Consider the following 21,449-nt stretch of genomic DNA (forward strand, 5'->3'; position numbering starts at 1 on the left):
CGGCGAACGGCGGGGGCGACCGACACCACGGTCGCCCCCGCTGCGTACTATTTCGCGCGTTCGTCCGCGACGCCCAGGGATGGAGCCCCCGCCCCCCGTGACCACCCCGCCGCCACCCCACTGGCCGCCCGCGCCGGCCCGACCGGCGTACGGAGAACCGCCGCTCAACGGTTTCGCGCTGGCCTCGCTGCTGGTCGGACTGGTCTGCATGCCGCCGCTCGGCGTCGTGTTCGGGATCGTGGCGCTGGTCCAGATCGCCCGCAAGGGCGAGCGCGGCAGGCCGCTCGCCGTCACGGGCCTGGCGGTGTCGCTCGTGACGACCCTGCTCCTCGTCCTGCTGGCCGGCCGGGCGGCGGGGCCGCTGTTCTCCCGGCTGGACGCGCTGTCGCCGTACGAGAGCGTGGCCGGGGAGCTGACCGACATCGAGGACATGCGGACGGGGGACTGCTTCAACGTCCCCGGCGGCGACCTCCTCGAAGAGGACCCGCTGCTGTACCGGATCGCCTGTACGGAGGTCCACGAGGGCGAGGTCACCGCCTCGACCCGGCTGGACCCGGCCGCCGCCACGCCCGGCGGCGAGGAACTGAGGAAGGCGGCCACGGACGCCTGTTGGCGCGCCCAGGACGCCTACGCCATGGACACCTGGGCGCTGCCCGGCTACGCGGAGATGTTCTGGTTCGCGCCCGCGCGGGAGTCCTGGGGCGGCGGGGCCCGGCGGCTGCTGTGCGTGATCGGCACGGCCGAGCGGGAGCACCGCGGGAGCCTGCGCCGGGACGCCGGAACGCTGCGGCCGGAGCAGGTGGCCTTCCTGCGCGCGATGAACGAGGTGGACCTGGCGCTGGGGCAGTGGCCGGAGGAGGAGCTCGACGAGGCGCTGCCGGCCTACCGGGAGTGGGCCCGCGCGGTGGACCGGGCGCTGGGCGCGGAGGTGCGCGTACTCCAGGAGGCAGGGGAGCGGCCGGAGTTGGCCGGGCCGGCGCGGGCGCAGCTGAAGGAGGTCGAGGCGGCGCGGCGGGACTGGCAGAAGGCGGGCGGGGCGGTGCGGCCGGCGGATTTCCAGGAGGCGTGGGACCGGGCGTCGGGCGCGCTGAGCGTGGAGACGGAGAAGGCGCTGCGGGGGGCGTACGGCCTCGCGACGACGGTCCCGGAGTGGTTGGCCGACCAGCCGAGGGGCACGGGGCCGGCCGCGGAGGCGTGACGGCGCCGCTCCGTCCGAGGTAACGCGCGGTAACGGGTTTGAGTGACCAGGCTTCATCACTTCGGGTGAAACTCTGGCCCGTGCTTGCGGCGTACAACGGCGGGTTGCCAGGGTGTAGCTGTCTGTCAACCTGATGGGAGTGGCCAGTGACTTTCGGTGAGCAGCCGGCCTATCTGCGCGTCGCCGGGGATCTGCGGCGGCAGATCGTCGATGGGTCCCTGCCCCCGCATGCCCGGCTTCCCTCGCAGGCCCGGATCCGCGAGGAGTACGGGGTTTCCGACACGGTCGCGCTGGAGGCGCGCAAGGTGCTCATGGCGGAGGGCCTCGTCGAGGGCCGCTCCGGGTCGGGCACGTACGTGCGGGAGCAGCCCGTGCCCAGACGGGTGTCCCGCTCCGGCTACCGCTCCGGCGGCCCCTCGACGCCCTTCCGGCAGGAGCAGGCCGAGGCGGGCGCCCGCGGCACCTGGGATTCCAGCAGCGAGCAGACGGCCGCCCCGGCGCACATCGCCCAGCGGCTCGGCATCGAGCCGGGCGAGCGCGTGATGCGGACGCGGTACGTGTTCCGGGACGCGGGCGAGGCGATGATGCTGTCCACCTCGTGGGAGCCCCTGGCCCTGACGGGCCGGACGCCGGTGATGCTGCCCGAGGAGGGGCCGCTCGGGGGCTCGGGCGTCGTGGACCGGATGGCCGCGATCGACGTGGTCGTGGACAACGTGGTGGAGGAGGTGGGGGCCCGGCCCGGCCTCGCCGAGGAGCTCGTGCAGCTGGGCGGCGTCCCCGGGCACGTCGTGCTGGTCATCGGGCGCACGTACTACGCCTCCGGCCGGGCCGTGGAGACGGCCGACGTGGTCGTCCCGGCGGACCGCTACCGGCTCGCCTACCACCTGCCGGTCCGGTAGCCGGGGGGCGCGCGCCCCGGCGCAGCGGAGCAGGGTCGAACCGGCGCACACGGCTCACTCGGACGCGTGGCCGGATGCGTACGCCGCAAGGTACCTCTTCGTGAAAAACCGTATCCGCTCAGTAAAGGTCGGGCGTAAGCTCGGGCATATGCGCAATGCGGTTTCCCGGGCAGGTGGATCGGCGGAGGGTGAGACGCGATGAACGACGGCGGTGCCCTGCTCCCATGGCTGGTCATACGTCAGGACGACAACGGCAACCGCTACCGGGTGGGTCGCTACCCCACCCGGGCCGAGGCCCAGAAGGTCGTCGACAGCCTCGACGACCGAGGACACAAGCAGCTCTACTGGGTCGAGCGGATCGGTCAGACCGCCACGACGAACTGAGCGGTACGGCGTTGGCATAGGCTCCGCCCATGACGGATCGAGTGGTCGTGGGCGGAGCCCTTTGCCATGGGGGCCGACTGCTGGCCGCCCGCCGCAGCGCGCCCCCGGAGCTGGCGGGCCGTTGGGAGCTGCCCGGCGGCAAGGCCGAACCGGGCGAGACCGGCCCCGAGGCGCTGGTCCGCGAACTGCGCGAGGAGCTCGGCGTGGAGGCCGAGCCGGTGGAGCGCATCCCGGGGGAGTGGCCCCTCAGGCCCGGGCTCGTCCTGCACGTGTGGACCGCGCGGCTCCTCTCCGGCGAGCCCGCCCCGCTGGAGGACCACGACGAGCTGCGCTGGCTCGGCCCCGGGGAACTGGACACGGTGGACTGGCTCGACCAGGACCGGCCCGCGGTCGCCGAGGTCGGACGCCGACTGCGCGCCGGGCGCACCGAGGAGAGTCGGCGCACCGAGGAGGGTCGGCGCTCGGAGGAGAGCGGGCGCGCGGGGAACGGCGGGCGCGCCGGAGGGCATGCCGGGTCGCGCGGGGGCGCGTGACACCGGAGTTCTAGGCCGTCTGCGCCACAGTGCGCCGGTGCATGAGGGACGGGTGGTACGGCGCCTCGAATATCGGGTATGTCGCTATTAGTCCCTATCGAGTACTGCCCCTCGTGGCTCTGTCCCTGCTGAACCGGACTGGGGCCGTCGCCGGCCCGGGAAGTGATCGGCGTGATCGACACAGACGGCGAAAACGCCGAGTGGGCCTTCCCGGCCGAACCCGGCGCCGTCCGCACCGCACGCCATGCCGTGCGCGGCACGCTGCTGGCCTGGGGCCTGGAAGCGGTCGGCGACGTGACCGTCCTGCTGGTCAGCGAGCTGGTCACCAACTCCCTGCGCTACGCGTCCGGCCCGATCGGGGTCCGCCTGGAACGGCGCGACAAGCCCGCGGAGGGCGCGGCGCACGGTCCGGCGCTGCTCGTGGAGGTCTCCGATCCGCTTCCGGATCCGCCCCGCGAACGGGTCGCGAAGCCCGACGACGAGGGGGGCCGCGGGCTGCACCTGGTGGCCGTCTCGGCCCAGCGGTGGGGCACCCGGCACGGCAAGTCGGGCAAGACCGTGTGGTTCGAGTTGGCTCTTCCTGGTGAGTAACAAGGTGAAGGGTGGCCGACGATCACCCGACATGGCTCGAAATAGTCGGGACCTTTTCGTGATCGGGAACGCCGTGCCGTCCGGGGCCGTGGTGCTGAATACTTCGGTCATGGCCGGTCCGGTTGCGGTGAGCTGGAGGGGACGGTCGCGTGAGCGAGATACCTGCGCAGGCACATCAGGCCCGTGTGCCCGGGGAGACATGGCACGACTCCTTGTGGCACAGCAGCCCGCCTGGCTCGATATATGACTACATCAAGGTCGCGTCGTTCTCGATCGGGCCCGACGGGCTCATCGACCAGTGGAGCCTGCGCGCCGAGGAACTGTTCGGACTGACCCCCGCACAGGCCGTCGGCCGCGATCCCGTCGATGCGTTCATGCCGCCGGAACTGCGCGAGGGCGGCCACCGCAGGATGGCCGAGATCCTCGACGGCAAGGAATGGACGGGCCTCGTCCCCTTCCGCATCCCCGGTGGCAGCGGCGCCCACGGCGTGGCCGAGATCTACGTGATGCCCACCCAGACCGAGACCTCCGAGCGGGCCGCCCTGTGCGTCGTGGTCGACGTACGCGCCCTGCGCCGTATCGAATCGGACCTTGCTGCTTCGCAGGCCATATTCGGCCAATCTCCTTTCGGTTTCCTGCTGTTCGGCACCGACCTCACCGTCCAGCGCGCCAACCGCCGCTTCGCCACCGTCTTCGGCGGCGCCGTCGAGGAGCACCGCGGCCGCACCGTCCACGACTACCTGCCGCCCCAGGAAGCCGACCGGCTGACCGCCGCCCTGCGCCGGGTCCTGGAGACCGGCGAATCCGTCACCGACCTCCAGATCACCGGCGCCGCCCCCGGCAGCCGCGAACACCGCCACTGGTCCATCAACCTCTACCGCGTCCACGGCGGCTCCGGCCGGCCCGTCGGCGTCGCCGGCCTCGGCACCGACGTCACCCGCCGCCACCTCGCCGCCCGCGAGGCCGCGGGCGTCCGCCGCAACCTCGCCCTGCTCAACGAGGCCGGGCACCGCATCGGCAACTCCCTCGACCTGGAGACCACCGCCCGGGAACTGCTCGACGTGACCGTGCCCGGCTTCTGCGACCTCGCCGCCGTCGACCTCTACCAGGGGCTCCTGCTCGGCGACGACGACCGCCCCGCCCGCCCGCAGGGCCCCGGCGTCCCGTCGCTTCCGCCCGGGCTCGGCACCGGGCGGGCGCCCTCCGCACCGCTGCGGCGGGTGGCCTTCGCCTCCGCCGTCTCGGACGCCCCGCTCTCCGGCCACGGCGCGCCCGTCGCCGTCGGGGAGACCCACCGCTACCCGCCCGCCTCGCCCGGGGCGGTCGCCCTGCGCACCGCCCGGCCCCGGCTCATCGAGGGCGGCGGGCCCGACGACCTCGTCCAGTCCACGCTGGTCGTGCCGATGGTCGCCCACGACACCGTCGTCGGCCTCGCCCAGTTCTCCCGCACCAAGGGCAGCGAACCCTTCGGCGAACGCGACCGGGCCGTCGCCGTCGAGCTCGCCGCCCGCGCCGCCGTCTGCATCGACAACGCCCGCCTCTACCGGCGCGAGCACGAGCGCGCCCTGATACTGCAGCGCAGCCTGCTGCCGCCCGGCGACCCGGAGGCGGCCGGCCTCGACATCGCCTGCCGCTACCTGCCCGGCAACGCCGCCACCGAGGTCGGCGGCGACTGGTTCGACGTCATCGAACTGCCGGGCCACCGCACCGCGCTCGTCGTCGGCGACGTGATGGGGAGAGGGCTGCGGGCCGCCGTCGCCATGGGCGAACTGCGCACCGCCGTACGGACCCTGGCCCTGCTGGACCTGGAGCCGGCGGAGGTGCTGGCCGCCCTCGACGAGATCGCCCGCGGGCTCGGCGCGCCCGGCGGATCGCAGCAGGCCTCGCGGGCCGCCCTGCACTCGCGGGACGCCGACCGCTCCGAGGTGTACCTCGCCACCTGCGTGTACGCCGTCTACGACCCCGTGACCCGGCGCTGCACCATCGCCAACGCCGGCCACATGCCGCCCGTACTGGTCGAGCCGGCCGAACCGGGCGGGCCGGCGCGGCCCGCGCTGCTGCTGGAGGTGCCGCCGGGCATGCCGCTGGGGGTCGGCGGGGAACCGTTCGAGGAGGTGGAGGTCGACCTGCCCGAGGGCGCCCTGCTCGCCCTGTACACCGACGGGCTCGTCGAATCCCGCGACCACCCCCTGGAGGAGGGGCTGCGCGGGCTGCGCGAGGCCCTGTCCGACCCGGTACGGCCGCTGGAGGACGTCTGCGACCACGTCCTGAACACCCTCGACACCCGGCACGGCGAGGACGACATCGCCCTGCTGATGGCACGGGTGCAGGGGCTGCCGGTGGACGCGGTGGGCGACTGGCAGCTGCCGCGCGAGGCCCGCTCCGTGGGCCGGGCGCGGGAGCTGGCGCGGGCGAAGCTGCCGGCGTGGGGGCTGGAGGACCTCCTGGACACCACCGAACTCCTGGTCAGCGAGCTCGTCACCAACGCCCTGCGGTACGGGGAGGGCGAGATCAGGCTGCGGCTGCTGCTGGACCGGACCCTGGTCTGCGAGGTCTGGGACGGCAACCTGGTCCAGCCGAGGCGCCGGCGGGCGCGGGACACCGACGAGGGCGGGCGCGGCCTCCAGCTGGTCGGCATGCTGTCCGCCGGGTGGGGCACGCGCCGCACCCACCGCGGCAAGACGGTCTGGTTCGAGCTCCCCCTCCCCGGCACCACCCCCGACGGCCCCCCGGAGCTCTCGGCGGAGCAGCTCCTGAGCATGTACGGCTGACCGGCCGCACCCGGCACCGCGGCCGTCGGCCCGACCGGCCCGACCAGCCCGACCGGCCCGACCAGCCCGACCGGCCCGACCGGCCCGACCAGCCCGGCCGGCCGGACCGCCCGGCCGGCCCGGCCGACGTGCCGCCGGGGACGCCGCGTCCGGGACGCGGAAGGGGCTACGGCCGGGAGCCGGGGCGGCGGCGGATCTTGTTGCCCAGCCACACCAGCGGGTCGTACTTGCGGTCCACGGCCCGCTCCTTCAGCGGGATCAGCGCGTTGTCGGTGATCCGGATGCCCTCGGGGCACACCTCCGTACAGCACTTGGTGATGTTGCAGTAGCCCAGCCCGTGCTCCTCCTGGGCGGTGCGCTTGCGGTCCAGGCCCGCCTCCGCGGCCGCGTCCAGCGGATGCATGTCCAGCTCGGCCACCCGCATGAGGAAGCGGGGGCCGGCGAAGGCCTCTTTGTTCTCCTCGTGGTCACGCACCACATGGCAGGTGTCCTGGCACAGGAAGCACTCGATGCACTTGCGGAACTCCTGCGAGCGGTCGACGTCCACCTGCTGCATCCGGTACTCGCCCGGCGCCAGCCCCGGCGGCGGCACGAAGGCCGGCACCTCCCGCGCCTTCGCGTAGTTGAACGAGACGTCGGTGACCAGGTCCCGGATGACGGGGAAGGCCCGCAGCGGGGTGATGGTCACCGTCTCGGCCCGGTCGAAGACCGACATCCGCGTCATGCACATCAGCCGCGGCCGGCCGTTGACCTCCGCACTGCACGAGCCGCACTTGCCGGCCTTGCAGTTCCAGCGCACCGCGAGGTCCGAGGCCTGCGTGGCCTGGAGGCGGTGGACGATGTCGAGGACGACTTCGCCGTCGTGCACCTCGACCGTGAAGTCCCGCAGCTCCCCGCCCTCGGCGTCGCCCCGCCAGATCCGGAAGCGTGCGTCGTATGTGGTCACCCGTGGAGCTCCTCTTCGGCGAGGTACTTGGCCAGCTCTTCCTTCTCGAAGAGCGCGAGCAGGTCGGAGCGGATCGGCTCGGTACGCACCCGCTCCAGCACGATCCGGTCCGCGGCCGGGTCCTCGGGCACCGGCTGCACCGGGTGGCACAGCAGGTTCACCGGGCGCCAGCTGCGCTCCATCGACGGGCAGTCCTCGCGGGTGTGCCCGCCGCGGCTCTCGGTGCGCTCCAGGGCCGCCCGGGCCACGCACTCGCTGACCAGCAGCATGTTCCGCAGGTCCAGGGCGAGGTGCCAGCCGGGGTTGAACTGCCGGTGCCCCTCGACGCCGGCGCGGGCCGCCCGCGCCCGCAGCGAGGCCAGCCTCCCGAGCGCCTCGGCCATCTCGCCCTCGCGGCGGATGATGCCGACGAGGTCGTTCATGGCCGTCTGCAGCTCCTGGTGCAGGGTGTACGGGTTCTCCGCGCCCTCCGCGGCGTGGAACGGGGCCAGTGCCTCCGCCGCCGCCGCGTCGACCTGCGCCTCGGAGACGGCCGGCCGCCCGCCCGGCGCCGCCGCGTGGGCCGCCGCGTGCAGTCCGGCCCGCCGCCCGAACACCAGCAGGTCGGACAGCGAGTTCCCGCCGAGGCGGTTCGAGCCGTGCATGCCGCCCGCGACCTCTCCGGCGGCGAACAGCCCCGGGACGCCCCGGGCCGCGGCGGTGTCCGAGTCGACCGCGATCCCGCCCATCACGTAGTGGCAGGTGGGCCCGACCTCCATCGGCTCCGCGGTGATGTCCACGTCCGCCAGCTCCTTGAACTGGTGGTACATGGAGGGCAGCCGGCGCTTGATCTTCTCCGCCGGCATCCGGGTCGACACGTCGAGGAAGACCCCGCCGTGCGGGGAGCCCCGGCCGGCCTTGACCTCGGCGTTGATGGCCCGGGCCACCTCGTCGCGGGGGAGCAGCTCGGGCGGGCGCCGGTTGTGGTCGGGGTCCTCGTACCAGCGGTCGCCCTCCTCCTCCGTCTCGGCGTACTTCTCCTTGAAGACGTCGGGGACGTAGTCGAACATGAACCGCTTGCCCTCGGAGTTGCGCAGCACCCCGCCGTCGCCGCGCACCGACTCGGTGACGAGGATGCCCTTGACCGACGGCGGCCAGACCATCCCCGTGGGGTGGAACTGCACGAACTCCATGTTCAGCAGCGGGGCTCCGGCCAGCAGCGCGAGCGCGTGCCCGTCACCGGTGTACTCCCAGGAGTTGGACGTGGTCTTGAAGGACTTGCCGATCCCGCCGGTGGCCAGGACGACCGCCGGGGCCTCCAGGACGAAGAACCGCCCGGACTCGCGCTCGTAGCAGAAGGCCCCCGAGACCCGGTCGCCGTCCTTGAGCACGCGGGTGACCGTGCACTCCTGGAAGACCTTCAGCCGCGCCTCGTACGCGCCGTACTCCTTGAAGTCCTCCTGCTGGAGGGCGACGATCTTCTGCTGGAGGGTGCGGATCAGCTCCAGGCCCGTACGGTCGCCGACATGGGCCAGGCGCGGGTACTCGTGGCCGCCGAAGTTGCGCTGCGAGATCCGCCCGTCGGGGGTGCGGTCGAACAGGGCGCCCCAGGTCTCCAGCTCCCAGACCCGGTCCGGGGCCTCCTTGGCGTGCAGCTCCGCCATCCGCCACTGGTTGAGGAACTTGCCGCCGCGCATGGTGTCGCGGAAGTGCACCTGCCAGTTGTCGTGCTCGTTGGCGTTGGCCATGGCGGCGGCGATCCCGCCCTCGGCCATCACCGTGTGCGCCTTGCCGAACAGGGACTTGCAGATCACGGCCGTACGGGCGCCGCGCTCGCGCGCCTCGATCGCGGCGCGCAGCCCGGCGCCGCCCGCGCCGACCACGACCACGTCCCAACTCTGCCGGTCGACTTGAGCCATGTCAGAAGATCCTCGGGTCGGTGAAGGCGCCGGTGGCGAGCAGGTAGACGTACAGGTCGCACGCGGCGACGCTGATCAGGGAGGCCCAGGCGAGCTGCATGTGGCGGCCGTTGAGCCGGCTGACCCAGCCCCACAGCCGGTAGCGCACCGGGTGGCGGGAGAAGTGCTTCAGGCGGCCGCCCATGATGTGCCGGCAGGAGTGGCAGGACACCGTGTAGGCCCAGATCAGCACGATGTTGAGGACGAACAGCAGCGTCCCGAGGCCCATGTGGCCCCACTCGTACCGGTCGTTGCGGAAGGTCAGCACGGTGTCGTACGTCAGGACGCCGGCGACCGGCAGCGCCGTGTAGAAGAAGTAGCGGTGCGCGTTCTGCAGGACCAGCGGGAAGCGCGTCTCGCCGGTGTACGCCGCGTGCGGCTCGGCGACGGCGCACGCGGGCGGGGAGGACCAGAAGGCGCGGTAGTAGGCCTTGCGGTAGTAGTAGCAGGTCAGCCGGAAGCCGAGCGGGAAGACCAGGATCAGCAGGGCCGGGGACAGGGTCCACCAGCTGCCGAACAGGTCGAGGTTGGGGCCGCCGCGCATCTCCTGGCAGTTCTCCGCCAGGCACGGCGAGTAGAACGGCGAGACGTAGGGGGCGGCGTAGTAGTCGGCGTTCGCGAAGGCCCGCCAGGTCGAGTAGGCGATGAAGGCGAGCAGCCCGGCGGCGGTGCCGGCGGGGGCCAGCCACCACCGGTCGGTGCGCAGGTGCCGGGCGGCGATCGCGGCCCGGGTGGCGCCGTGGACGCCGCTCCGCTGCCGGGGTGGTTCTGTACCTGTGGCCAAAGGGGACTCCGGGTGGAGTGATCGGGGTGGCCCAGGAGACCCAGCTGCCCGGAGGGGCGGCTGGGTCTGATGGGTGGTGTGGGTGGCGGAAGGTTACGTCCGGGGACTCAGGGTGCTCGCCGGTCGCGGGAGCCCAGGCCCTCGTCGTCGGTGTCCGTCCACAGTGCACTGTCGTACGGAGTGTCCGGGATGCTCACGATTCCGGACCGGTCCGGCGGGGCGGCGCGGCCGCTCTGGGACGTCGTGCGCGAGGCTCTGCGCTCCAGCTCCTCGACCTTGCGGGTGAGCTCGTCCAGGCTGCGCCGTACGGCGTTCAAATCGTCCTGCTGGGACATGACTTGCCCTCACTTCCGCAGGTTGCGGTGGCAACGTTCATGTGCGCCTGCGAGTGTCGCCCCTCGCGCCCCCGGTTGTGAAGGGACAGGAAGCGATTGCGGGCGCGCAGGCGCGATCTGTGCGCCCCTCCCCGCTCCCATTCTCATCCCTCTCCCGAGGGAACGCCTGTTCCTCGCGCAAGCGGGATTGGTCCGCACGGGTGGGGTTCGCGGCGTGGCGAGGGGCGGCTGCGGGGGGTGCGGGGACCTGTGGATTTCAGTGTGTTTCTGCACCCGGTGTGATCAGCTCCATATACCGCCAAATGCGATATACCGCCCGACCTGCTCCATGCCCTCACGCCCCGCCCGGAGGTAGCCCCCATGTCCCACAGAAGGCGCAGGCCCCTTGCGCTGCTGACCTCGGGAGTCCTCGCACTGCCGCTGCTGGCGGGGTGCTCCGCCGGCGACGACGGCGGCCCCGTCGCCGCAGGACAGGACATCGCGGCGACGGCCCGCGAGAAGGTCGCCGACGGCGGCGTGCTGCGCTGGGCCGTGGACAGCCTTCCGGAGACCCTGAACACCTTCCAGGCCGACGCCGACGCCGCCACCACCCGCGTCGCCCAGGCGGTGCTGCCCCAGTTGTTCACGCTGGACGAGAAGGGCCGCCCGGTGGCCAACCCGGACTACCTGGAGAAGGCCGCGATCGTCGAGCGCGAGCCCAAGCAGGTCGTCCTGTACAAGCTGAACCAGCAGGCGGTGTGGAGCGACGGCCGCGAGATCGGCGCCCCGGACTTCGTGGCCCAGTGGCGGGCCCTGAGCGGCAAGGACTCCGCGTACTGGACCGCGCGCAACGCCGGCTACGAGCGGATCGAGAAGATCGAGCGCGGCAAGTCCGACCTGGAGGTCAAGGTCACCTTCGCCAAGCCGTACACCGACTGGCGCTCGCTGTTCTCCCCGCTCTACCCCAAGCAGGTCACCGGCACCCCCGAGGCCTTCAACGAGGGGGCCCGCGGCACCCTCAAGGTCACCGCCGGGCCCTTCAACCTCGGGGCCTTCGACAAGAAGGCCGGAACCGCCTCCCTGACCCGCAACGCCCGCTGGTGGGGCCGGCCCGCCAAGCTGGACACCCTGGTCCTGACCGCCGTGCCCAGGGCGGAGCGCCCGGCGGCGCTGGCCGCGGGCAAGCTCGACCTGGCCGAGGTCGACCGGGCCACCGCGGACCGCATCACCGCCGCCCGGCGCGCGGCGAACGCCAGTGCGGGCGCGGCCGGCGCCCCCGTACCCGGGCCGGACGCCGCGCTCAGCGGCTTCACCGTCCGCAAGTCCCTGGAGCCCGCCTACACCCAGCTCGCCCTGAACGGGGCCTCCGGCCCGCTGGCCGACGAGCGGGTCCGGCGGGCGGTGGCCCGCGCCCTGGACCGCAAGGAGCTCGCCGAGCTCGTCCTCAAGCCGCTCGGCCTGCCGGCGAAGCCCGTCGGCAGCCACGTGGCGCTGGCCGGCCAGCGGGCGTACGCCGACAACAGCGAGGCCCTCGGCGGCCAGGACACCAAGGCGGCCCAGGCGCTGCTGGCGGACGCCGGCTGGCGCCGGGGCGGCAGGATCACCGAGCCCGCCGGCGCGAAGGCGGGTCCGGAGGCCGAGCCCGCGGACGACGGCAAGACCCCCTCTGGCCCCGGCACCGGCAACGACGGCCTGTACGTCGTGGGCTCGGAGGACGAGCGGGGCGGCGACACCCCGGACCGGGCGCTCCCCGGCGCCCGCTCCGTCCTGGGCCCCGTGGCCCTCGTCGGCGGCCGGCACCTCTCCCTGGCCCCGCCCCCGGCGCCCGCGCCGCCCGCCCCCGACCCGGCCGCCGCCGGCACCGCCCCGGCCGCCCCCGACACCGCCCCGGACCCGGCCGCCCCCGGCAGCACCCCGGCCCCGGCCGCCCCGGCCGGCGGGACGGCCAGCCCGGCCCCCGCGCCCGCCCAGCACAGCCGCACCTCCGGCGCGATCATGGCGAAGGACGGCAAGGCGCTCACCCTACGCTTCGTGCTGCCCTCGGGCCCGGGCTCGGAGGCGCTGCGCTCCGTGGGCGAGCGGATCTCCCAGATGCTCCTGAAGATCGGCGTGGCGACGGAGCTGACGAAGGTGGCGGACGAGAGCTTCTTCAAGGACCACGTGGCCTCGGGCCAGTACGACCTGGCGCTGTACTCCTGGCCCGCGACGGCCTACCCGGCCACCGACGCCCGGCCCATCTTCGCCAAGCCGGAGCCGGCCGCGGACGGCTCGCTGCTCGTCGAGCAGAACTACACCCGGGTCGGCACCGACCACATCGACCAGCTGTTCGACCAGGCGCTGGGCGAGCTGGACGAGGACGCCTCCCGCGAGCTGGTGCGCAAGGCGGACGCCCGGATCTGGGCGGCGGCCGGCTCCATCCCCCTCTACCAGCGCCCGGAGCTGGTGGCCGTCAAGCCGTCCGTGGCCAATGCCGGCGCCTTCGGACTGGGCACTCCGCGCTTCCAGGACATCGGGTGGAAGAAGGCCCCGAGTGCCAAGGAGTCGGGCGCCGGGGAAGGAAAGACGAAGAACAAGTGACAATCGGGCACCCCTCGGGTTGACCTTCGCCCCCCAAGCTCAGATGTGACTCAAGTCCCTTGCCCGCCGCACGTCCGGCGGGCAAGGTCGTGGATGCCCGTTGACCCGAGGCTCCACCCACCGCACCACGGCACCACCTGCAGGCGCCCCCACAGCCACCTGCAGGAAAACCCCCCCCGGGACCCGCAGAGCGCAAGGCCGGACCCCCCACCCCGCACTCCGGCCGCGATCAGCCTTCCGGCCTCTTGACAGACCCCCCGGCGGGCACTTCCCGCCACGCGACGTACCATGGGGTAAGGCCGTGGCAGGTTTTCCGCCCGGCCAGGGCGCGCGTGCCGGACCGTACGCGACGCCATCCACGATCCCGGGAGAAGCGCCGCAGTGCCCACGCGCCACGACATCCGCAACGTCGCCATCGTCGCCCACGTCGACCATGGCAAGACGACCATCGTCGACGCCATGCTCAAGCAGGCCGGCGCCTTCGCCGCCCACCAGCAGCTCGACGACCGCATGATGGACTCGAACGACCTGGAGCGTGAGAAGGGCATCACGATCCTCGCCAAGAACACGGCGGTGAAGTATCACCCCAAGGACGGCGGGGCCCCGATCACGATCAACATCATCGACACCCCCGGCCACGCCGACTTCGGCGGTGAGGTCGAGCGCGGCCTGTCGATGGTCGACGCCGTCGTCCTGCTGGTGGACGCCTCCGAGGGTCCGCTGCCGCAGACCCGCTTCGTGCTGCGCAAGGCCCTCCAGGCCCGGATGCCCGTCATCCTCTGCATCAACAAGACGGACCGTCCGGACTCCCGCATCGACGAGGTCGTCAACGAGACGTACGACCTGTTCCTGGACCTGGACGCGGACGAGGACCAGATCGAGTTCCCGATCGTCTACGCCTGCGGCCGTGACGGCATCGCCTCGCTGACCAAGCCGCAGGACGGCACCGTCCCCGCGGACAGCGACAACCTGGAGCCGTTCTTCTCCACCATCCTGGAGCACGTCCCGGCCCCGACGTACGAGGAGGACGCGCCGCTCCAGGCCCACGTCACCAACCTCGACGCCGACAACTTCCTCGGCCGCATCGCGCTGCTCCGCGTCGAGCAGGGCGAGCTGCGCAAGGGCCAGACGGTCGCGTGGATCAAGCGCGACGGCTCGATCTCGAACGTCCGCATCACCGAGCTGATGATGACCGAGGCGCTCACCCGCAAGCCGGCCGAGGTGGCCGGCCCCGGTGACATCTGCGCCGTCGCCGGCATCCCCGACATCATGATCGGCGAGACGCTGGCCGACCCGGAGAACCCGGTCGCCCTCCCGCTGATCACGGTCGACGAGCCCGCGATCTCCATGGTCATCGGCACCAACACCTCCCCGCTGGTCGGCCGCGGCGGCTCCGGCAAGGGCGCCGACGCCAAGGCGGCGGTCAAGGACCGCAAGGTCACCGCCCGCCAGGTCAAGGACCGCCTGGACCGCGAGCTCATCGGCAACGTCTCGCTCCGCGTCCTGGACACCGACCGCCCGGACGCCTGGGAGGTCCAGGGCCGCGGTGAGCTCGCGCTCGCCATCCTGGTCGAGCAGATGCGCCGCGAGGGCTTCGAGCTGACCATCGGCAAGCCGCAGGTCGTCACCAAGGAGGTCGACGGCAAGGTCCACGAGCCCGTCGAGCGCATGACGATCGACGTGCCCGAGGAGCACATGGGCGCCGTCACCCAGCTCATGGGCGTCCGCAAGGGCCGCATGGACAACATGTCGAACCACGGCTCCGGCTGGGTCCGCATGGAGTTCGTCGTCCCGTCCCGCGGCCTGATCGGCTTCCGGACGGAGTTCCTGACGCAGACCCGCGGCACGGGCATCGCCCACTCCATCCACGAGGGCCACGAGCCGTGGTTCGGCCCGCTGCAGACCCGCAACAACGGCTCGCTGGTCGCCGACCGCGCCGGTGCGGTCACCGCCTTCGCGATGACCAACCTGCAGGAGCGCGGCGTGCTGTTCACCGACCCCGGCACCGAGGTGTACGAGGGCATGATCGTTGGCGAGAACTCGCGCTCCGACGACATGGACGTGAACATCACCAAGGAGAAGAAGCTCACGAACATGCGGTCCTCGTCGGCCGACTCGTTCGAGGCGATCGTTCCGCCGCGCAAGCTCTCCCTGGAGCAGTCCCTGGAGTTCTGCCGCGACGACGAGTGCGTCGAGGTGACTCCGGAGGCCGTCCGCATCCGCAAGGTCGTCCTGGACCAGAAGGAGCGCTCGCGCACCGCGTCGCGCGCCAAGTCCGCCAAGTAGTGCGGTAGTTCAAGGCACCCCCGGGGCCCGCCCCGGGCGGACAGCCCCTCTCCCACGGTTCTCCGTGGCGAGAGGGGCTGTTCGCCTTTGTCAAGTGGATTATTGCGTTCAGGTGTCCGCATACCGACCGTGACGCTCCGGAAGGTGAGCTAACCGTCCGTTTCGCGCGTGTCTGTCTCTGTTCCCTTTGTCCGGATTTCGGGTTTCTGCCGCGGATCGATGTTGTGAAAACGAGACCACCCAAGTGTGGTTTACGGTCTGGGCGTCCAAGAGGATGGCTCCATTGAGCTCGGGTCAATGGGTCACACGCTGTGGGGAGCGTCGACTCACGAGCACACACGACGGGTCCGGATTTCGCTGTCAGGGGTGTCAGCGCCAGCCGGGTCCTTCACGTATCGACAGTGACTCCTGAGGAGGCAATAACCCATGCGCGGAGCAACGAGCGCCAAGTGGGTCGCCGGTGCCGTCATCGTGGCGATGGCCGCCACGGCGTGCAGCACCAGCAAGGATGACGCCGGCAACAAGGCCGGTGGTGGCAACATCACCGTGGTGCTCGGCGAGCCGCAGCACGGCCTGATCGGCCAGAACACCGCCGAGTCCGAGGGCGCCGAGGTTCTCAACGCCCTGTTCACCGGCCTGGTCGACTACGACAACAAGACCAACGAGCCGAAGCTCGCGGTCGCCGAGTCCATCGAGACCACGGACTCGAAGACCTGGACGATCAAGATCAAGGACGGCTACACCTTCCACAACGGTGAGAAGGTCGACGCGCAGTCGTTCGTCCGCGCCTGGAACTGGGGCGCCAACCAGGACAACGCCGCCGAGGGCATGCCGTTCTTCTCGAAGATCGAGGGCTCCGACGAGCTGGCGCCGGGCAAGGACAAGAAGCCCACCGCCACCGAGCTCAAGGGTCTGAAGGTCGTCGACGAGAAGACCTTCACCGTCACGCTGAAGGCCCCCTTCTCCCAGTTCAAGACCATGCTGGGCTACAACGCCTTCTACCCGCTGCCCAAGGCGTTCGAGGCCGACCCGAAGAAGTTCGGCGAGGCTCCGATCGGCAACGGTCCGTTCCAGATGGACGGCGCCTGGGACCACAACAAGCAGATCAAGGTGAAGCGGTACGACAAGTACCCCGCCGCGGGCCGCGCCAAGCTGCAGGGCGTCACCTTCAAGATCTACGACAACCTGGACACGGCGTACAACGACCTGCGCGCCGACAACATCCAGATCGTCGACAAGCTCCCGATCTCCGCGATGGCCACCGTCTCCCAGGAGTTCGGCGACCGCTACATCTACAAGCCGGAGTCGGCCGTCGGTTACATCGGCCTGCCGCTCGAGACCAACCCCGAGGCGTTCGGCAAGGTCGAGATCCGCAAGGCGCTGTCGATGGCCATCGACCGCGACGCCATCACGAAGACCATCTTCAACGGCACCCGCAAGCCGGCCGACGACTTCATCAGCCCGATCATCCCCGGCTACCGCAAGGGCGCCCTGGGCGAGGCCGGCACGTACAACCCGACCAAGGCCAAGGAGCTCTTCCAGCAGGCCGGCGGCATCCCCGGCAACAAGCTGGAGCTCGGCTACAACGCCGACGGCGGCCACAAGGAGTGGATCGAGGCCGTCGCCAACCAGCTGAAGGCGAACCTCGGCCTCGAGGTCACCGCCAAGCCGTACGCCAAGTTCGGCGACATGCTGGACGACCTGGGCGCCGCCAAGTACAAGGGCGCGTTCCGCATGGCCTGGTCGATGGACTACCCGGCCGCGGAGAACTACCTCCGTCCGGTCTTCTCGAAGGTCGCGATCGAGAACGGCTCGAACTACGGCCACTACAAGAACGACGAGTTCGAGAAGGTCATGGACGCGGCCGACAAGGCCACGGACCCGGCCGAGGGCCAGAAGCTGTACCAGCAGGCCGATGACATCATCATCAAGGACCTGCCGTACATCCCGGTCTTCACCTACATGTCTTCTTCGGCCTACTCCAAGTCCGTGAAGAACGTCGAGGTCGACGCCCAGGGCCGCATGGACCTGGCGAACGTCGAGCTCAACTAACACCCCTCTTCACTTAGGGGAATTCCAGGGGGCGGGCAGGCGGAATCAGGTTTCCGTCTGCCCGCCCTTTCCCCCTGTTCTTGTTGGAGGTCTGATGGGCCGCTACCTCATCCGCCGACTCATACAGGCGATCCCTGTCCTGATCGGTGCCACGTTCCTGATCTACCTGCTGACCTTCGCCATGCCCGGAGCCGACCCGATCCAGCTCCTCGCAGGCGAGAAGAAGGCAGACCCGCTCGTCGCCGCCATGCTGCGCGAGAAGTACCACCTGGACGACCCGTTCCTGCTGCAGTACTGGAACTACATCAGCGGGGTGTTCCAGGGCGACCTCGGTGAGACCCTCACCGGGCGCAAGGTCATCGACATGATCGGTGATGCGTTCCCGTACACGGTGAACCTCGCCATCTTCTCCTTCGTGATCGAGGCCGTCGTCGGCGTCCTGGCGGGCATCATGGCCGCCCTGCGCCGGGGGAAGTTCCTGGACCAGCTGGTCCTGATCTCCACGCTGATGGTCATCTCGATCCCGGTCTTCGTCACCGGCTTCGTCCTCCAGCTCACCCTGGGCGTGCAGCTCAAGAACAGCTGGGGCATCGAGATCTTCTCCGTCTCGTTCAACGAGAACGACGGGCTCCAGGCCTACCTCCTCCCGGCCTGGGTCCTCGCCTCCACCTCGCTCGCGTACGTGGCCCGACTGACCCGCACCAGCCTGATGGAGACCATGCGCGCCGACTACGTGCGCACCGCCACGGCCAAGGGTCTGCCCCGCCGCCGCGTCGTGGTCAACCACGCGCTGCGCAACGCGCTGATCCCGATCGTCACCTTCCTCGGCGCCGACCTCGGCGCGCTCATGGGCGGTGCGGTCATCACCGAGCGCATCTTCAACATCCACGGCCTCGGCGGCCTGCTCGCCCAGTCCGTGTACCTGAAGCAGGGTGCCGTCGTCGTCGGTGGTGTGACCCTCCTGGTCCTCATCTACCTCGTCGCCAACCTCCTGGTGGACCTGCTGTACGCCGTGCTCGACCCGAGGATCCGCTATGCGTGACACGAAGACGGTGGAGGACTCGATGACGACCGACACCCAGACCGCCGGCGCCACGTCCGCCGGGACCGAGGCGGCCCAGGCCCCGGAGAAGAAGGAGCGGGCGGCCAGCCTCTGGTCCGACGCCCTCCAGGACCTGCGCCGCAACCCGATCTTCATCATCGGCGCCGTGCTCGTGGTGTTCCTGCTGATCGTCGCCGCCGTGCCGCAGCTGTTCACCGACGGCAGCCCGTTCGAGGCGGGCGCCTGCAAGCTGGAGGACTCGCTCAAGACCCCGAGCTCCGCCCACTGGTTCGGCTACGACATCCAGGGCTGCGACGTCTACACCCGCACGGTGTGGGCCGCCCGCAACTCGGTGATCGTCGGCATCGTCACGACCACGCTCGTGCTGGTCGTCGGCGGTGCGCTCGGCCTGATCGCCGGCTGGGTCGGCGGCATCGTGGACAGCATCCTGTCCCGCTTCACCGAGATCTTCTTCGCCATCCCGCTCCTGCTCGGCGGCATGCTGATCATGTCGGCCCTGCCGGGCAACGCCTGGACCGTCTCGCTGGTGCTCGCGATCCTCGGCTGGCCGCAGATCTTCCGCATCATGCGGTCCTCGGTCCTGCAGAACAAGAACAACGACTACGTGGTCGCCGCCCGCGCCCTCGGCGCCGGCACCATGCGCATCACGATCCGTCACATCCTGCCGAACGCCGTCGCCCCCGTCATCGTGGTCGGCGCGATCAGCCTGGGCGTGTACATCTCCGCAGAGGCGGCCCTGTCGTACCTCGGCATCGGCGTCCAGCCCCCGCAGATCTCCTGGGGCCTGATGGTCAGCGACGCCTCCGTCCGCTGGCTCCAGGCACCGCACGTGCTGCTGTTCCCGTCGATCGCGCTGAGCATCACCGTGCTCGCGTTCATCATGGTCGGCGACGCGGTGCGCGACGCCCTCGACCCGAAGCTGCGCTGAGGAAGGGCGTACGTTGACCATCATCGACCAGACCTCGAACGTCCCCGCGCCCCGATCGGCGCCGGAGGCCACCCCGCTTCTCGAAGTGCGCGACCTGCACGTCGAGTTCCACACCCGCGACGGCGTCGCCAAGGCCGTCAACGGCGTGTCGTACTCGGTGAACGCCGGCGAGACCCTCGCCGTCCTCGGCGAGTCCGGCTCGGGCAAGTCCGTGACGGCGCAGGCCATCATGGGCATCCTCGACATGCCGCCCGGCAAGATCCCCTCCGGTGAGATCCTCTTCCGGGGCACCGACCTGCTGAAGCTCCCGGCCGAGGAGTACCGCAAGATCCGCGGCTCCAAGATCGCGATGATCTTCCAGGACGCCCTGTCCTCGCTGAACCCGGTGCACACCGTCGGCGCCCAGCTCGGCGAGATGTTCCGCGTGCACCGCGGGATGTCGAAGAAGGACTCCCTGGCCAAGGCCGTCGAGCTGATGGACCGGGTGAAGATCCCCGCCGCCAAGGCGCGCGTGGGCGACTACCCCCACCAGTTCTCCGGCGGTATGCGCCAGCGCATCATGATCGCCATGGCGATGGCCCTGGAGCCGGACCTGATCATCGCCGACGAGCCGACCACGGCCCTCGACGTGACGGTCCAGGCCCAGGTCATGGACCTGCTCGCGGAGCTCCAGCGCGAGATGAACATGGGCCTGATCCTCATCACCCACGACCTCGGCGTCGTCGCCGACGTCGCGGACAAGATCGCCGTCATGTACGGCGGCCGGATCGTCGAGACCGCCCCGGTCCACGAGATCTACAAGCGTCCGGCCCACCCGTACACCCGCGGCCTGCTGGACTCGATCCCGCGCCTGGACCAGAAGGGCCAGGAGCTCTACGCGATCAAGGGCCTGCCGCCCAACCTGCTGAACATCCCCTCGGGCTGCGCCTTCAACCCGCGCTGCCCCAAGGCGCAGGACGTCTGCCGCACCGAGGTGCCGGCCCTGCACCGGGTGACCGAGCAGGACGGCACCGAGCTGCCCGGCCGCGGCAGCGCGTGCCACTTCTGGAAGGAGCAGCTCCATGGCTGAGCTCAGCAAGAACACCACCGAGCGCGAGCCGATCCTCCAGGTCCGCAACCTGGTCAAGCACTTCCCGCTGACCCAGGGCATCCTGTTCAAGAAGCAGGTCGGGGCGGTCAAGGCCGTCGACGGCGTCTCCTTCGACCTCTACCGGGGCGAGACCCTCGGCATCGTCGGCGAGTCAGGCTGCGGCAAGTCCACCGTCGCCAAGCTCCTGATGAACCTGGAGAAGGCCACCGCGGGCGAGATCTTCTACAAGGGCACGGACATCACCAAACTGTCCGGCAAGGCCCTCAAGGAGGTCCGCCGCAACATCCAGATGGTGTTCCAGGACCCGTACACCTCGCTGAACCCGCGCATGACGGTCGGCGACATCATCGGGGAGCCCTTCGAGATCCACCCCGAGGTGGCCCCGAAGGGCGACCGGCGCCGCAAGGTCCAGGAGCTCCTGGACGTCGTGGGCCTGAACCCGGAGTACATCAACCGCTACCCGCACCAGTTCTCCGGCGGCCAGCGCCAGCGCATCGGCATCGCCCGCGGCCTCGCGCTCAACCCGGAGATCATCATCTGCGACGAGCCGGTCTCCGCGCTCGACGTGTCGGTGCAGGCGCAGGTCGTCAACCTGATGGAGAAGCTCCAGGACGAGTACGACCTGAGCTACGTCTTCATCGCGCACGACCTGTCGATCGTCCGCCACATCTCCGACCGCGTCGGCGTGATGTACCTGGGCAAGATGGCCGAGATCGGCACCGACGCCGAGATCTACGACCACCCGACCCACCCGTACACCCAGGCCCTGCTGTCGGCCGTGCCGGTGCCGGACCCCGACGCCCGCGAGGGCCGCGAGCGGATCATCCTGACCGGTGACGTCCCCTCGCCGGCCAACCCGCCGTCGGGCTGCCGCTTCCGCACCCGTTGCTGGAAGGCGCAGGACAAGTGCGCCACCGAGCAGCCCGTGCTGGCGATCCCGGAGCGCTACCAGGGCCAGAACACCCTCGCGGCGCACGAGTCGGCGTGCCACTTCGCGGAGGAGCGGGCCGTCCTGGCCGTCTGACCCCCCGCGTACGCATCCCCAGGGCGCCCGCCGCCGGATCCCTCCGGCGGCGGGCGCCCTGGCGCACACCGG

The 21,449-nt window shown here is 71.0% G+C and carries 17 protein-coding genes; 13 read left to right on the forward strand and 4 right to left on the reverse strand.

The window, feature by feature from the left end; all coding sequences use genetic code 11:
- Positions 1–97 precede the first annotated feature (97 nt).
- The 6 genes from AB0953_RS08915 (at position 98) to AB0953_RS08940 (ending at position 6,376) form a co-directional block, all read left to right on the forward strand.
- Entirely contained in the window at positions 98–1,198 is a 1,101-nt protein-coding gene (locus AB0953_RS08915) for a DUF4190 domain-containing protein (RefSeq protein WP_366858725.1), read from the forward strand.
- A gap of 146 nt (positions 1,199–1,344) precedes the next feature.
- The gene (locus AB0953_RS08920) at positions 1,345–2,097 is read left to right on the forward strand and encodes a GntR family transcriptional regulator (RefSeq protein ID WP_366858726.1); all 753 of its coding nucleotides are present in this window, start codon (positions 1,345–1,347) and stop codon (positions 2,095–2,097) included.
- Between the two features lie 198 nt (positions 2,098–2,295).
- A complete protein-coding gene (locus AB0953_RS08925) occupies positions 2,296–2,481 on the forward strand; it encodes an SPOR domain-containing protein (RefSeq protein WP_366858727.1) in 186 nt (61 codons plus the stop codon).
- Positions 2,482–2,510: 29 nt separating this feature from the next.
- The gene (locus AB0953_RS08930) at positions 2,511–3,014 is read left to right on the forward strand and encodes a (deoxy)nucleoside triphosphate pyrophosphohydrolase (RefSeq protein WP_366858728.1); all 504 of its coding nucleotides are present in this window, start codon (positions 2,511–2,513) and stop codon (positions 3,012–3,014) included.
- A gap of 162 nt (positions 3,015–3,176) precedes the next feature.
- Positions 3,177–3,605, forward strand: a complete 429-nt coding sequence (locus AB0953_RS08935; RefSeq protein ID WP_366858729.1) for an ATP-binding protein — start codon at positions 3,177–3,179, stop codon at positions 3,603–3,605.
- A 185-nt stretch (positions 3,606–3,790) separates the two neighbouring features.
- The gene (locus AB0953_RS08940) at positions 3,791–6,376 is read left to right on the forward strand and encodes a SpoIIE family protein phosphatase (RefSeq protein WP_366858937.1); all 2,586 of its coding nucleotides are present in this window, start codon (positions 3,791–3,793) and stop codon (positions 6,374–6,376) included.
- A 166-nt stretch (positions 6,377–6,542) separates the two neighbouring features.
- Here the strand turns inward: AB0953_RS08940 and AB0953_RS08945 are convergent, their stop codons facing one another.
- The 4 genes from AB0953_RS08945 to AB0953_RS08960 all read right to left on the reverse strand — a co-directional run bounded on the left by AB0953_RS08945 (position 6,543) and on the right by AB0953_RS08960 (position 10,378).
- On the reverse strand, positions 6,543–7,322 hold the full coding sequence (locus AB0953_RS08945; protein ID WP_366858730.1) for a succinate dehydrogenase/fumarate reductase iron-sulfur subunit: 780 nt from the start codon (positions 7,320–7,322) through the stop codon (positions 6,543–6,545).
- A complete protein-coding gene (locus AB0953_RS08950; RefSeq protein ID WP_366858731.1) occupies positions 7,319–9,220 on the reverse strand; it encodes a fumarate reductase/succinate dehydrogenase flavoprotein subunit in 1,902 nt (633 codons plus the stop codon). Before AB0953_RS08950 ends, AB0953_RS08945 begins: the two co-directional genes overlap by 4 nt.
- Position 9,221: 1 nt before the next feature.
- Positions 9,222–10,043: a hypothetical protein gene (locus tag AB0953_RS08955; RefSeq protein ID WP_366858732.1), complete on the reverse strand. Its 822-nt coding sequence runs from the start codon at positions 10,041–10,043 to the stop codon at positions 9,222–9,224.
- 107 nt (positions 10,044–10,150) lie between these two features.
- A complete protein-coding gene (locus AB0953_RS08960) occupies positions 10,151–10,378 on the reverse strand; it encodes a hypothetical protein (RefSeq protein ID WP_366858733.1) in 228 nt (75 codons plus the stop codon).
- A 360-nt stretch (positions 10,379–10,738) separates the two neighbouring features.
- On the opposite strand from AB0953_RS08960, the gene AB0953_RS08965 reads away from it, so the two are divergent.
- The 7 genes from AB0953_RS08965 to AB0953_RS08995 all read left to right on the forward strand — a co-directional run bounded on the left by AB0953_RS08965 (position 10,739) and on the right by AB0953_RS08995 (position 21,377).
- Positions 10,739–12,934, forward strand: a complete 2,196-nt coding sequence (locus tag AB0953_RS08965; RefSeq protein WP_366858734.1) for an ABC transporter family substrate-binding protein — start codon at positions 10,739–10,741, stop codon at positions 12,932–12,934.
- 381 nt (positions 12,935–13,315) lie between these two features.
- Positions 13,316–15,220, forward strand: coding sequence for a translational GTPase TypA (gene typA / locus AB0953_RS08970; protein ID WP_366858735.1), 1,905 nt, complete (start codon positions 13,316–13,318; stop codon positions 15,218–15,220).
- Between the two features lie 426 nt (positions 15,221–15,646).
- Complete coding sequence (locus AB0953_RS08975) at positions 15,647–17,272, forward strand: ABC transporter substrate-binding protein (RefSeq protein ID WP_366858736.1); 1,626 nt, start codon at positions 15,647–15,649, stop codon at positions 17,270–17,272.
- A gap of 94 nt (positions 17,273–17,366) precedes the next feature.
- The gene (locus AB0953_RS08980) at positions 17,367–18,314 is read left to right on the forward strand and encodes an ABC transporter permease (protein WP_366858737.1); all 948 of its coding nucleotides are present in this window, start codon (positions 17,367–17,369) and stop codon (positions 18,312–18,314) included.
- Positions 18,307–19,263 (forward strand): ABC transporter permease, encoded by a 957-nt coding sequence (locus AB0953_RS08985; protein WP_366858738.1) that lies wholly within the window; start codon positions 18,307–18,309, stop codon positions 19,261–19,263. Before AB0953_RS08980 ends, AB0953_RS08985 begins: the two co-directional genes overlap by 8 nt.
- 13 nt (positions 19,264–19,276) lie before the next feature.
- Positions 19,277–20,332, forward strand: a complete 1,056-nt coding sequence (locus AB0953_RS08990; protein WP_366858739.1) for an ABC transporter ATP-binding protein — start codon at positions 19,277–19,279, stop codon at positions 20,330–20,332.
- Positions 20,325–21,377, forward strand: a complete 1,053-nt coding sequence (locus AB0953_RS08995) for a dipeptide ABC transporter ATP-binding protein (RefSeq protein WP_366858740.1) — start codon at positions 20,325–20,327, stop codon at positions 21,375–21,377. The genes AB0953_RS08990 and AB0953_RS08995 overlap by 8 nt, the downstream gene beginning before the upstream one ends.
- The last annotated feature ends 72 nt before the right edge of the window (positions 21,378–21,449 follow it).

Origin of the sequence: Streptomyces sp. NPDC046866 (assembly GCF_040704625.1) — a bacterium.
GTDB lineage: Bacteria > Actinomycetota > Actinomycetes > Streptomycetales > Streptomycetaceae > Streptomyces.